The following is a 12844-nucleotide window of genomic DNA, read 5'->3' as shown; positions in this document are numbered from 1 at the left end:
GTCACATCTCCTGCGGCGGCGCCGACATCACGGGGCGCACCTCGATCGGCATGTTCAGCGGCCGACCGCCGGGGCCGGGCGCGGTGGAGATGTGCGCGGCGAGCGCGACGGCCCGCTCGGGGCTGTCGCAGTCGACGATCCAGAAGCCAGCGAGGAACTCCTTGGTCTCGGCGAACGGCCCCTCGGTGACCACGGGGGTCCCACCAGCGCCCGCTTGGACGATCTTCGCCTGGGCCGGAGCGGCGAGCCCCTCACCGCCGACCAGTTCGCCGTCGGCGATCAGCTTCCCGTTCACCTCGCCCATGAACGCCACGTGCGCCCGGATCTCCTCGGGCGTCCACGTCTCGATCGGGGGGAAGTCCGTGCCGGCGGCGCTGAACTGCATGAGCAACATGTACTTCACGTCTGGCTCCTCACGACTGCGCACCATCATCGGTGCTCTCACCCGTCGGTAGAAGCCGGCACCCCGGTTCTCGACACCCGCGCCGAAAAACTATCCCGGTCAGTCGGCGGCGGTGACCTCCAGCAGCAGGGTCTGCTCGGGATGCAGCGCGGGCATCTGGAGCCCGACGGTCGCCAGCACCGTGCCGCTGAGGGTCACGCCGCCGTCGGCCAGCCAACCCGGGGCGGCCCGCTGGAGGGTGGCGGGCTCCGGCACTCCGGCGGCGGGCCGCACCGCGTACCGGCGGCGGTGGTCGAGGCCGGGGAGCCGGACCGGCCCGGGCACCTGGGCCACCGAGGTGGCCAGCTGGGCCACGGCGTACACCGCGTGGGAGCCGTCGTGGGCGATGACGCCGTGCGCCCAGACGGCCGGGTCCGGGTGGTCGACCCGGACCACCCGGCCGGCGTGCAGCAGCGGGCGGAGCCGCTTGTGCAACGCGACCCAGGCGGCCAGTTCGCCGCGCTGCGCCGCGTCGATCGCGCCGATGTCCCACTCGATGCCGTGGTGGCCGAAGAGCGCGGTCGCCGCCCGGAAACCGAGGTCGTGCACGCGGTGGGTGGTGTGCGAGCGCTCCGGCCCGATGTGGCCGCCGACCAGCTCGGGCGGGAGCAGCAGCCCCGTCCAGCGCTGGATGGCCAGCCGCTCCAGGGCGTCGTTGCAGTCGCTGGCCCACACCCGGTCGGTGCGCCGCAGGATCTCCAGGTCCACCCGGGCGCCGCCGGACGCGCAGCTCTCGATCTCCACGCCCGGGTGGCGGCGGCGCAGCTCGTCGAGGAGCCGGTAGACCGCCAGGGTCTGCCCGTGCACGCCGGGGCGGCCCTGGTGCCCAGCCTCGGTCAGGTCCCGGTTGTGGTCCCACTTGAGGTAGCCGATGCCGGGGTGCGCGGTGAGCAGCGCGTCCAACCGCTCCAGCAGGTAGTCGTGCACGGGTGGGTGGGCCAGGTCGAGCACCTGCTGGTGCCGCCACGACGGAGGCAGCCGGCCCGGCGCCGACAGCACCCACTCCGGGTGGGCCCGGAACACCTCGGAGTCGGGGTTGACCATCTCCGGTTCCACCCAGAGCCCGAACTGCATCCCGCGCCCGCGTACGTGGTCGACGAGCGGGTGCAGGCCGTCCGGCCAGACGGTGTCGTCGACGTACCAGTCGCCGAGGCCGGCGCGGTCGTGGCGGCGGCCCCGGAACCAGCCGTCGTCGAGCACGAAGCGTTCCACCCCGACCTCGGCCGCCTGGTCGGCCAGCGTGCGGAGCCGGTCCAGGTCGTGGTCGAAGTAGACGGCCTCCCAGACGTTGAGGGTGACCGGGCGGGGCGTGGCCGGGTGCTGCGGGCGGGCGCGCAGGTGGGTGTGCAGGACGTCGCTGAGCCCGTCCAGCCCGTCGGCGGAGAAGACCGCGTACAGCAGCGGGGTGGCGTACTCCCCGCCGGGATCGAGCACCACCTCGCCGGGGGTGAGCAGCTCGCCGCCGCCGAGGGTGGACCCGCCCGTCGGCCGCCGCTCGGCGACGGTCACGTGGTCGCCGCTCCAGGCCGTGTGCACCGCCCACACCTCGCCGTGGCCGAAGCCGAAGCCGACCGTGCCGGCGACCAGCAGCAGGGTCGCGTCGTGCCCGGTGCGGCCGTGCCGGCCCTCGCGTACCCAGGCGCCCATCGGCCACGGGTGCCGCTGCGGGGACCGCTCCCGGCACCACCGGCCGGTCAGGTCGAGCAGCTCGGTGGCGACCGCCGGCACCGGCAGGACCGGCGTCAGCTCCCGCAGCTCGTACGCCGTGTCGCCGTCGTTGCGCAGCCGGTGCCGCAGCAGCACCAGGCCGGTCGGGTCGAGCTCCATCTCGACGGTCAGCGACAGCCCGGCCCCGCCGTCGGACGCCCGGACGGTGACCCGGGCCGAGCCGGTGCCGTCGTCGGCGACGTCGAGTCCGGTCAGCCGGAAGGCGGTGGACCAGCCGGTGCGGTCGCGGTGCCCGGCGAGCGCGGGCCGGCCGCCCCAGCCGGCGGACGCCTCGGGCAGCAGGGACAGCACGGTCGGCGCGTCGAAGCTGCTGGGTACGACCGGCGCGACGGTGGCGTCGACCAGGGCGGGCAGGTCGCCGTCGGGGACGGAACCGAGGTCGGCCCCCCAGTGCGCGACCCGGGGCAGCCCCGGGTCCCGCGCGTCGAGCACCAGACTGGTCTTGGCGCGGCGCAGGTGGACGATGGTCATCCCTTTGAAGCCCCCAGGGTCAGGCCCCGGACGAACTGCCTCTGCAACAGGAAGAAGATCACCAGGGTCGGGATCGCGACCAGCACCGAGCCGGCCGAGACCAGGTTGTTGTCGGTGAAGAACTCACCGCGCAGGTTGTTGAGCGAACTCGTCACCGGGAACTTGTCCCCCGTGCGCATCAGCACGGTGGCCCAGAAGAACTCGTTGTAGATCCAGGTCACCTCCAGGGTGGCCAGCGCGGCCAGGGCTGGCCGGCACAGCGGCATGGTCACCTGCCAGTACTGCCGCCAGACGCTCGCCCCGTCGACCATCGCCGCCTCGTAGAGGTCGCGCGGCAGCGCCTTCATGTAGTTGCTGAGCACGAAGACGCAGAAGCCGCACTGGAAGGCGACGTTGACCAGGATCAGCCCCCAGTAGCTGTCGTAGAGCAGCTCCGAGTCGCTCATGAACGCCGGCAGCGGCACCTGCGTGAAGAGCCGGAACAGCGGGATGAGCAGGGCCTGCTGGGGCAGCAGGTTCGCCGCGGTGAACAGGCCGAGCAGGACGATGTTGGTCTTCCAGCTGAACCGGGCGATGACGAACGCCACGCACGAGGCGAGGAAGAGGGTCAGCAGCACCGCCGGCACGGTGATGTAGACGGAGTTGAGGAAGTGCTTGCCGAACTCGGCGGTCCGCCAGGCGGTGACGTAGTTGTCGAGGGTCCACCCGCCGAGCGAGACGTAGCCGTTGGTGGCCGTGTACTCGTAGGAGCGCAGCGAGGTCAGCACGGCCCAGAGGATCGGGAAGAGCCAACCGATCGCCACCGCCGCGAGGAACACGTGCAGCACCACCCGGGCCGGGCGCGGCGGCGGGCGGCGTTCGGTCGCGGGGGCGGTCCGGTCCTTCCGGGGCACGGTCACGGTGCTCATCGGCGTCCCTCCCGCAGCACGGTCGCCAGGTAGACGGTGATGAAGACCAGCGAGACGACGAGCATGATGGTGGCCAGCGCCGAGCCGAAGCCGATGCGGCTCGCCTCGCCGACCACGTTCTGCGTGACCAGCGCCGAGATCAGTTCCAGGCCGTTGCGGCCCTTGTTGATGACCCAGACCAGGTCGAACGCGCGCAGCGACTCGATCACCGTCACCACCAGCACGATGATGTTGATAGGCCGCAGGACCGGGAAGATCACCTTGAAGAACGTCCGGCCCTCCGACGCGCCGTCCACGGCGGCGGCCTCCCGCAGCGACGGGTCGACGCCCTTCAGCCCGGCCAGGTAGAGCAGCATGATGTAGCCGACGTGCCGCCAGCCGGCCGCCACCAGCACGGCCCAGATGTTGACGTCCGGGTCGCCGTACCAGTCGACGTCGGTGCCGAGGACGGCGTTGACCAGGCCCTGGTCGCGGGAGTAGAGCAGCTGCCAGACGAAGCCGATCAGCGCCAGGGAGAGCACCACCGGCAGGTAGAGCGCGGTCTGGTAGAACCGGGTGCCGCGCAGTTCCTTGTCGAGCAGGACGGCCAGGAACATGCCGAACGGGGTGGCCACCACGAACAGCGCCGCCAGCCAGAGCAGGTTGTTCTGCACGGCCGGCACGAACGGCGGGTAGTTCTGGACCACGTCGGCGTAGTTGCGGCCGCCGACCCACTCGATCTCGGAGACCGGGCCGATGCCGTCCCAGTCGGTGCCGGAGAGCAGCACGGTGGCGCCCGCCGGCAGCCAGACCAGGCCGACGACGAGCAGCAGCGGTACGGCCACCATGAGCGCGACGACCACGCGGTCGGTGCGGGACAGCAGCCGTACGCGCCGGCGGCGACCACCCGTGGAGGTGGTCGCGGCCGGCGGCGGCGCGGCGCGATCCGCTTGGATCAGGGGCAGGTCGGACACGGTGCCCTCACCCTCTCGCCGTCAGTCGGTGAAGATCGACTTCTTCTGGTTCTCGATGCTCGACGTCAGCCCGTCGATGTCCTTCGGGTCCTTGATGAACTGCTGGAGCGCCGGGATGATCACCGTGGAGGCGAAGTCCGGGCGGGTGTCGCGGTCCAGGAACTGGGCGATCTCGGTGGCCGAGCCGACCAGCTCGGCGGCCTTCTTCTGCAGGGCGCTGTAGCCGCTGGTGTCGGCCTCGCTGTTGGCGACCAGCGTGCTCGGGTCGCTCTTGACGGTGATGTCCGCGGCCGCCTTCGAGCCGACGTACTCCAGCAGCTTCCTGGCGTTGGCTTCCTGCTTCGGCTTGCGGGCCATCATGTAGCCGTCGATGGGCGCGTCCAGGGCCTTGGCGCCGATCGCCGGGTCGATCTCGGGGAAGGTGAAGAAGTCGAGGTCGGCCAGGTCGGCGCCGTCGAACTGCTGGCCGACGAAGAGGCCGAGCAGGTACATGCCGCTCTTCTTCTGCTGCAACGACTGGGCGGCCTCCTGCCAGGTGCGGCCGAGGCTGTCGGGCTGGTGCAGGGGCAGCAGGCCGCGCCAGGTGTCGAAGACCTTCTTCACCTTGTCGGAGGTCCAGGACTCCTTGCCGGCCATCAGGTCGATGTGGAACTGGTAGCCGTTGATCCGCAGGTTGAGGATGTCGAACGTGCCCATCGCCGGCCAGCCGTCCTTGTCGGCGAAGGCGATCGGGGTGAGCCCGTCCTTCTTCATCTGACCGGCGAGCGCGGTCAGGTCGTCGAGGGTCTTCGGCACCTGGTAGCCGTTCTGCTGCCAGACGGACCTGCGGTAGAAGACTGCCCACGGGTAGTACGACGACGGCACGAAGTACTGCTTGCCGTCGTCGCCGGTCGACGCCTTGCGGAACGCGTCGGACATCCCGGAGAGCCTGCCCCAGACGTCGCTGAGGTCGCCGGCGAGGCCCCGGGCGGCGAAGAAGCGCATCCGGTAGCCGGCGAACCACATGAACACGTCGTCCGGCTTGCCCTGGAGATAGTTGTTGATGTTCTCCTGGAACGTGTTGTGGTCGACCGTGTTGACGGCGACCTCGAGGCCGGACGAGGTCCGGAAGCCGTCCATGACCTTCGCGATGACCTCCTTGGGCTTCGGGTCGGACTGGTTGGAGCCCAGCGACACCGTCTTGGCGCCGGAGCCGCCGGAGTCGGAACCGCAGCCGGTGAGCAGGCCCGTGCCGAGCAGCGCGGTGGTGCCGGCCGCGCCGGCGAGCAGCGAACGACGGTCGAGGCCGGCCACTGAGGGGGGTACGAGCCGGGCGAGGTACTCGGCTCGGGTGCGGGGACGGGACATGGTGCCTCCTGCGGATGAAGAGGTGCCCGAGGGCCGTCGGTGGCGGTGCCCCGGCAACCGTGAACACACACCCGGATCCATCGCGAATCCACATTGGCGAACACGAATTGCCAGTGGCGCCTCAAGCTACTCGTCCTCCGGGCGGTGTCAAGGGGGCGGCAATCTCCCGACAACCCGGTCGCGACAAGGCCGTTGAGAGGTGAACGTTGTAAAGATGATCGATGTTGGAACATGTTGACTTGGCCGCCTCGGCCGGGCACGCTCTGCATCCATGCGGCGATGGCAGGGTGACGACATCTGGTTCGGTGCCGACTACAACCCCGAGCAGTGGCCCGAGTCCACCTGGGCCGAGGACGTCGCGCTGATGCGCCGCGCCGGGGTCAACCTGGTGTCGGTGGGGATCTTCTCCTGGGCGCTGCTGGAGCCCGCCCCCGGCGCTTACGAGTTCGGCTGGCTGGACCGGGCGATCGACGTGCTGCACGGCGGCGGGATCTCGGTCGACCTGGCCACCGCCACCGCCAGCCCGCCCCCGTGGCTGGCCCACCGGCACCCGGAGACGCTGCCCCGGCGCGCCGACGGCGCGATCCTCTGGCCGGGCGGCCGGCAGGCGTACTGCCCCAGCTCGCCCGTGTTCCGGGAGCGGTCGCTGGCCCTGGTCGAGGCCCTCGCCACCCGCTACGCCGACCATCCCGCCGTGGTCATGTGGCACGTCTCCAACGAGCTGGGCTGCCACAACGTGCACTGCTACTGCGACGTCAGCGCCGAGGCGTTCCGCCGCTGGCTGCGCGAGCGCTACGGCGACCTGGACGGGCTCAACGACGCCTGGGGCACCGCCTTCTGGAGCCAGCGCTACGGCGACTGGGCCGAGATCAACCCGCCGCGCACGGCGCCGACCTTCGCCAATCCCACCCAGCAACTGGACTTCCTGCGCTTCTCCTCCGACGAGCAGCGCGCCCAACTGCGCGCCGAGCGCGAGGTGCTCACGCGCCTGGTCCGCCAGCCGGTCACCACGAACTTCATGATCGGCACCGGCATCAAGTACCTCGACTACCACTCCTGGGCGTCCGACGTGGACGTCGTCGCCAACGACCACTACCTCACCGCCGCCGACCCGCGCGCCCACGTCGGGCTCGCCCTCGCGGCCGACCACACCCGGGGCGTCGCGGGCGGCGACCCGTGGCTGCTGATGGAGCACTCCACAAGCGCCGTCAACTGGCAGCCGCGCAACGTGGCCAAGGCCCCCGGCCAGTTGCGCCGCAACAGCCTGGCGCACGTGGCGCGTGGCGCGGACGGGGTGCTCTTCTTCCAGTGGCGGGCCTCCCGCGCCGGGGCGGAGAAGTTCCACTCCGCGCTGCTGCCGCACGCCGGCCCGGAGACCAAGGTGTTCCGCGAGGTGTGCCGGCTCGGCGCCGACCTGCGGGCCCTCGCCGAGGTACGCGGCAGCCGGGTCGACGCCGAGGTGGCGATCCTGTTCGACTACGAGGCGTGGTGGGGCGCCGAACTCGACTCGCACCCCACCGTCGACGTCACGTACGCCGACCGCCTCGGCGCGCTGCACGACGCGCTGTGGCGGGCCGGGATCACCGCCGACGTCGTGCACCCCTCCGCCGACCTCTCCCGCTACCGGCTGGTGCTCGTCCCCACCCTCTACCTGGTGCGCGACGCGCACGCCGCGGCGCTGCGCGCGTACGTCGAGGCCGGCGGGACCGCCCTGGTCACGTACTTCAGCGGCATCGTCGACGAGCACGACCACATTCGTCTCGGCGGCTACCCGGGGGCGTTCCGCGAACTGCTGGGCGTCCGCGTCGAGGAGTTCTTCCCGCTGCGGGCGGGGGAGCGGGTCACCCTCGACGACGGCTCGGTCGCCGACGTGTGGACGGAGTGGCTGCACCCCGAGGGCGCACAGGTGCTCGCCGCGTACGCCGACGGGCCCCTGCCGGGCGTGCCGGCGCTGACCCGGCACCCGGTCGGCGCGGGCGTGGCCTGGTACGTCGGCACCCGGCTGGACCCGGCGGCGACGGACCGGCTGGTGGCCCGGCTGGTGGCCGAGTCGGGGGTACGCCCGGCGGCGCGGGTCCCCGCCGAGGTGGAGGTGGTCCGGCGCCGCGCCGGCGACCGCACCTGGCTCTTCGTCATCAACCACACCGACGCCGACGCCCGGCTCGACGCCACCGGCGTGGAGCTGCTGACGGGCGCGCGCTGCTCCGGCGAGCTGGTCGTGCCGGCCGGCGAGGTGGCAGTCATCCGCGAGACGCCGGCCGCCGCTGCGGCCCGCTGACGGTGACGGCCCGAGGGAGGACATCCGGATGCTGGCCCGACAGCGACAGGCCGCGATCCTCGAGATGATCCGGCAGCGCGGCGGCGTGCGGGTCAGCCAGCTGGTGAGCCGGTTCGGCGTCTCCGACATGACGATCCGGCGCGACCTGGAGGTGCTGGCCGAGCGGGGGCTGGTCGACAAGGTCCACGGTGGCGCGACCCTGGTCGGCCCCGGACCTGGCGACGAGCCCGGCTTCGCCGCGAAGTCGCTGCGGCAGCGGGCCGAGAAGCGGGCCATCGCCGAACGGGCCGCCGCCCTGGTCGAGCCCGGCATGGCCGTCGCGCTCTCCGCCGGCACCACGACCGCCGCGCTGGCCAGCCTGCTGGCCGACGTACGCGGCCTGACCGTGGTGACCAACTCCATCCCCGTCTCCGAGGCCCTGCACCAGCACCCGGGCGCCGACCAGACGGTCGTGCTGACCGGCGGGATCCGTACCCCGTCGGACGCCCTGACCGGGCCGGTGGCCGAGGCGGCGATCAGCACCCTCAACGTCGACGTGCTCTTCCTCGGCGTACACGGGATGAGCCCGCGCACCGGATTCACCACGCCGAACCTGCTGGAGGCGGGCACGGACCGGTGCCTGGTCGGCGCGGCCCGGCGCCTGGTGGTGCTGGCCGACCACACCAAGTGGGAGACGGTCGGAATGGCCACCATCGCCCCACTCTCCGAGGCCGACGTGCTCGTCACCGACGCCGGGCTGCCCGAGGATGCGCGCGACCAGCTAGCCGGCCAGGTGGGCGAGCTGATCGTCGTCGGAATCGACTGACCGGCCCGAGCGCGTGGTCACGGCACGGCCTTGCGGCTTGCGCGCTCGATGCCGCGCCGGACGAGACCGTGCACACCCGGGAGGGTCATCGCCCGGATGGTCACGTCGCCCATCCACACGTGGAACCGGCTCGGCGGCGCGTACTGGAGCATTCCGCGACGGGCGAGCGCCTGCCGTTTCGTGGCTTCCGGGCGCAGTCCCGCCTCCCACTCGGTCAGTGCCGCCGGCACGTCGTCGTGCCGTTGCAGGGCGGCGCCGAGCTGGTCCGCGCCGGCGAGCGCGAGGGTGGCCCCGTGCCCGGCGAAGAGCGTGACGCACCAGGCCGCGTCTCCGAGCAGCACGATCCGGCCGGTGCTCCAGCGTGGCATCACCACCTGGCTGATCGCGTCGAAGTAGGCGCCGGCCGGGTCCTTCCCGAGGTGGCGGATCGCGTCGGGGACGCCCCCGCCGAGATCCCCGAACGCCGCGTCGAGCGCCTCCACCGCTCCGCGCCGCAGGTCGGCGGCCGGGTCCGCGCTGCGGTACGTGAAGAACGCCGAAGACCGCCGAGGGCCCAGGTTGACGATCGCCGCCGTGCGTCCCGGGCCGATGAACGTGGTGGCTGAGGAGTCCGGCACGCCCGCCACCGGGTGGGCCAGGGGAAAGGCGCCCACGACGTACGGCAGATCGACCTGGAAGCCGGAGCCGAACGCGGCCGTCCGCGTGGCGGAGTGCACCCCGTCGGCGCCGACGAGCAGGTCGGCGTGTTCCGTGGTGCCGTCGCTCAGCACCACCCGTACCCGTTCGGTGTCCTGCTCCAGGGACGTGACGGTGGTGCCGAAGCGGATGTCGGCGCGGTCGCGCACCGCCTCGTACAGCGTCGACTCCAGGTCGCCGCGGAACACCGACACGGCCCGGTCGCCGAGGGCGGCCTCGGCGAGGCTGGACGGCACCGTGAACTTGGGCCGTCCGTCGGCGCGGACGAGCACGGTGGTGAACAGACCCAGGTCGTACGCGGACAGCGCGGTGAGCAGGCCGAGGCGCTCGGCGGCGTCGTGGCCCGGGCCGATCAGGTTGACCATGTAGCCGCTGCTGCGTCGGGCGGGAGCGCGTTCCACCACGACCGTGTGCCACCCGTCCCGCCCGAGTCGCAGCGCGGTGGCCAGCCCGGCTATGCCCGCTCCCACGATCACTGCACGTTTCATCCAGCACTCCCGATTCAGAATGAGCGTTCGCTCAAACTAGTATGAGCGACTGTTCATACCGGGCGCAACGAGGGGCAGCGGCACCGCCTAGACTTCAGGCATGCCGCGCGGAGTAGCCATCCCGGAGATTCGGCAGCAACTCTTCGCCGCCGTCGAGCGGCTGATCGTGCGAGACGGGCCGAGCCGGCTCACCGGCAGGGCCGTGACGCGCGAGGCCGGCGTCGCCACCGGGCTGCTCTACGCGCACTTCGCGAACTTCGACGACTTCCTGGCCGGGTACTGGATCGACCGGTCCTTCGTGGTCTCCGCCGAGGTGGCCGGCCTCCCGGAGCGCGCCGGGTCCGGCACGGTCGCCGGCAACCTCAACCAGGCCATCCTGGCTACGCCGATGGAGACGCTGCTGGCACTGGCCCGGCTGATGGCCTTCCGGCCCGACCTGGTGGCACAGGTCGAGACGGTGCTGGGCGGTGGGACCGCCGGCCTGGAGACGGTCGAGCACGCCGTCGCCGGCTACCTGGCCGCCGAGCGGCAACTCGGACGGGTGGCCGTCGGCACCGACGTGGCGGCGCTGGCCCTGGCGGTGGTCGGCGTGCTGCACCACGTCGCCCTCACGGGCGGCACCGATCCGGCGGCCCCGCTTCGCATCCAGCGGGCGGTGGCCGCACTCACCGGAGACTCTCCCGCCATCGCCGCCCCGAAGGCCTGATCCGCACCCTGACCGTCCCGCCGCTGCGATGCGCGGGCTACGAGGCGGCCCCGGCGCTGTCGAGCTGAGCCGTCCACGACATCAGCGCGACGCGCTCCGCTGCTCGGGGAGCCGAAATCAACGGGCCACGCCCGCGAGCAACCAGCGCCGTACGGGGATCTCCAGCAACACCCGGAAGCTCTCCGGGGCGACCGGCTCGCGGATGTCCCACCCTCCGTACTTTGTCGCGAAAGCCTTGACGATCGGGTCCGGGAAGTCGGTCCGGCGCACCCGGGCGAGACCCTCGGCCACGACGGGCGCCTCTCCGCCCTCCAGGGCCAGCGACACCCGTGGATCGGCCGCCACGTTGCGGGCCTTGACGCTCTCGCCACCGCAACCGATCCACCACGTGCCATCGACGTAGACGAACCAGACCGGCGTCACGTGCGGCGAGCCGTCGCGGCGCAGGGTGCACAGCCAGACTCTCAACTCCCGGACCAGGCGAGCCGCGACCTCCGGCGGAACCGCTGCCTGCGGCTCCGGCAGCCACGTACGCCCGATGCTTGCCCTCACGCCCGAGACCTCCACGCCCGACCCCCTGCCAGATCCACCGCATGCCCGAAACGTGCCCTGGCCCCGACGGCGTCTCATGGCGCGGCTGTGGTGCCGCACCGCCGCCCCCGGTCTACGACGTACTGCTCGAATTGTCCGACCAGCCGTTGACGCAACCCCCAACGCCGCCGCCGACCACGGTCCGTCCAATGGTGATCAGGACGCCATGGACGTCATCCCGCCGTTTTAGGGTCCATGGCGTCCTGATCACCGGGAGCCTCGCGTCGTCACACGCCCGGCGGCCGGCACGCTGCCCCCAGCACGTTGTTCCCGGCAGGCCGTCCCGTCCGGGCTGGCGGCGACCAACGACCCGGGCGTCTGCGGGGATGCCGGCCCAGCTGCGCGTTCCGCCGTCGTGGTGCACTCTCACAGGCACTTCACAGCGCCTCCGCGTAGTGTCCCGACCAGTCAGCGACCGGCTCCAGGGTGGAGTGCGGTGTCTTTGCACGGGAGTTTCGATGGTCTTCAAGAAGATGTTGAGCGCGTTCGGAGTGGGCGGGCCGAGCGTCGACACCGTCCTGACCAACCCGAACACCCGCCCCGGCCTGACCCTCGAGGGGCAGGTCAACCTGCAGGGCGGGGACGCCCCGGCCAACGTCGAGCAGGTCGTCGTCAGCCTGGTCACCCGGGTCGAGATCGAGGGCGGTGACACCGAGTACGCCGGCGTGATGGAGTTCCACCGGCTGCCGGTCAGCGGCGCGTTCCAGCTCGCCCCGAAGCAGCAGCTCTCCCTGCCGTTCCAGCTCCCGGTCCCGTGGGAGACGCCGATCACCGACGTCTACGGCCAGCGACTGCGCGGCATGACGATGGGGCTGCGCACCGAGCTGGCGATCGCCCGGGCGGTCGACAAGGGCGACCTGGACCAGGTCAACGTGCACCCGCTGCCGGTGCACGAGCGGATCCTGGAGGCGTTCCAGCGGCTCGGCTTCCGGTTCAAGCACGCCGACCTGGAGCGGGGTCACATCCGTGGCACGCAGCAGACGCTGCCGTTCTACCAGGAGATCGAGTTCTTCGCCTCGCCCCAGTACGCGAGCACCATCAACGAGGTCGAGCTGACCTTCGTGACCAGCCCGCACGGCGTCGAGGTCATCCTGGAGTGCGACAAGCGCGGCGGGTTCCTGACCCCCGGGCACGACGCCTTCGGCCACTACCGGCTCTCGCACGCCGACGCCGACACGACGGACTGGGTCCAGGTCGTCGACGGCTGGCTGCGGGAGACGACGTCCCGCTACGGCAGCCTGCGCGGCGCCCACGGCTTCGGCGGACACGGTCACGGGCACGGTCATGGCCGTGGCGTCGGCATGGGCGGCGTCGTCGCCGGTGCCGCGATGGGAGCCGTCGGAGGCATGATCGTCGGCGACATGATCGGCGACGCCTTCGAGGGCGACGGCGAGGACTTCGGCGGCTTCGAGGAGTAGGACCACTCACGAC

11 protein-coding genes are annotated in these 12844 nt (G+C 71.9%); 4 read left to right on the top strand and 7 right to left on the bottom strand.

Features of this window, described 5'->3' with window-relative positions; genetic code table 11:
- Position 1 precedes the first annotated feature (1 nt).
- From AB0B83_RS08140 to AB0B83_RS08120, 5 genes are all read right to left on the bottom strand, one after another.
- The gene (locus AB0B83_RS08140) at positions 2 to 394 is read right to left on the bottom strand and encodes a YciI family protein (RefSeq protein WP_357577582.1); all 393 of its coding nucleotides are present in this window, start codon (positions 392 to 394) and stop codon (positions 2 to 4) included.
- Between the two features lie 108 nt (positions 395 to 502).
- Positions 503 to 2641, bottom strand: a complete 2139-nt coding sequence (locus tag AB0B83_RS08135; protein WP_357577561.1) for an alpha-galactosidase — start codon at positions 2639 to 2641, stop codon at positions 503 to 505.
- Positions 2638 to 3549 carry a carbohydrate ABC transporter permease gene (locus AB0B83_RS08130; RefSeq protein WP_357577560.1) on the bottom strand — a complete coding sequence of 304 codons (912 nt, stop codon included), beginning with the start codon at positions 3547 to 3549 and terminating at the stop codon, positions 2638 to 2640. The genes AB0B83_RS08135 and AB0B83_RS08130 overlap by 4 nt, the downstream gene beginning before the upstream one ends.
- The gene (locus tag AB0B83_RS08125) at positions 3546 to 4502 is read right to left on the bottom strand and encodes a sugar ABC transporter permease (RefSeq protein ID WP_357577559.1); all 957 of its coding nucleotides are present in this window, start codon (positions 4500 to 4502) and stop codon (positions 3546 to 3548) included. Before AB0B83_RS08125 ends, AB0B83_RS08130 begins: the two co-directional genes overlap by 4 nt.
- Before the next feature lie 21 nt (positions 4503 to 4523).
- Positions 4524 to 5849, bottom strand: a complete 1326-nt coding sequence (locus tag AB0B83_RS08120; RefSeq protein WP_357577558.1) for an ABC transporter substrate-binding protein — start codon at positions 5847 to 5849, stop codon at positions 4524 to 4526.
- Between the two features lie 271 nt (positions 5850 to 6120).
- On the opposite strand from AB0B83_RS08120, the gene AB0B83_RS08115 reads away from it, so the two are divergent.
- Together AB0B83_RS08115 and AB0B83_RS08110 are read left to right on the top strand one after the other, a co-directional pair.
- Positions 6121 to 8127: a beta-galactosidase gene (locus AB0B83_RS08115; protein WP_357577557.1), complete on the top strand. Its 2007-nt coding sequence runs from the start codon at positions 6121 to 6123 to the stop codon at positions 8125 to 8127.
- A 28-nt stretch (positions 8128 to 8155) separates the two neighbouring features.
- On the top strand, positions 8156 to 8932 hold the full coding sequence (locus AB0B83_RS08110) for a DeoR/GlpR family DNA-binding transcription regulator (protein WP_357577556.1): 777 nt from the start codon (positions 8156 to 8158) through the stop codon (positions 8930 to 8932).
- A gap of 17 nt (positions 8933 to 8949) precedes the next feature.
- Here AB0B83_RS08110 and AB0B83_RS08105 read toward each other — a convergent pair whose 3' ends face one another.
- The gene (locus AB0B83_RS08105) at positions 8950 to 10116 is read right to left on the bottom strand and encodes an FAD-dependent oxidoreductase (RefSeq protein WP_357577555.1); all 1167 of its coding nucleotides are present in this window, start codon (positions 10114 to 10116) and stop codon (positions 8950 to 8952) included.
- 100 nt (positions 10117 to 10216) lie between these two features.
- Between AB0B83_RS08105 and AB0B83_RS08100 the strand changes: the two genes are divergently transcribed.
- The gene (locus tag AB0B83_RS08100) at positions 10217 to 10822 is read left to right on the top strand and encodes a TetR family transcriptional regulator (RefSeq protein ID WP_357577554.1); all 606 of its coding nucleotides are present in this window, start codon (positions 10217 to 10219) and stop codon (positions 10820 to 10822) included.
- A gap of 117 nt (positions 10823 to 10939) precedes the next feature.
- Here AB0B83_RS08100 and AB0B83_RS08095 read toward each other — a convergent pair whose 3' ends face one another.
- Positions 10940 to 11374 (bottom strand): pyridoxamine 5'-phosphate oxidase family protein, encoded by a 435-nt coding sequence (locus AB0B83_RS08095; RefSeq protein ID WP_357577553.1) that lies wholly within the window; start codon positions 11372 to 11374, stop codon positions 10940 to 10942.
- A gap of 497 nt (positions 11375 to 11871) precedes the next feature.
- On the opposite strand from AB0B83_RS08095, the gene AB0B83_RS08090 reads away from it, so the two are divergent.
- On the top strand, positions 11872 to 12831 hold the full coding sequence (locus tag AB0B83_RS08090) for a sporulation protein (RefSeq protein ID WP_357577552.1): 960 nt from the start codon (positions 11872 to 11874) through the stop codon (positions 12829 to 12831).
- The last annotated feature ends 13 nt before the right edge of the window (positions 12832 to 12844 follow it).

It is taken from the genome of Micromonospora sp. NPDC049060 (assembly GCF_040649055.1).
GTDB lineage: Bacteria > Actinomycetota > Actinomycetes > Mycobacteriales > Micromonosporaceae > Micromonospora > Micromonospora reichwaldensis.
The sequence above is the reverse complement of the archived record's forward strand: the minus strand, read 5'-3'. Positions and strand labels throughout refer to the sequence as shown.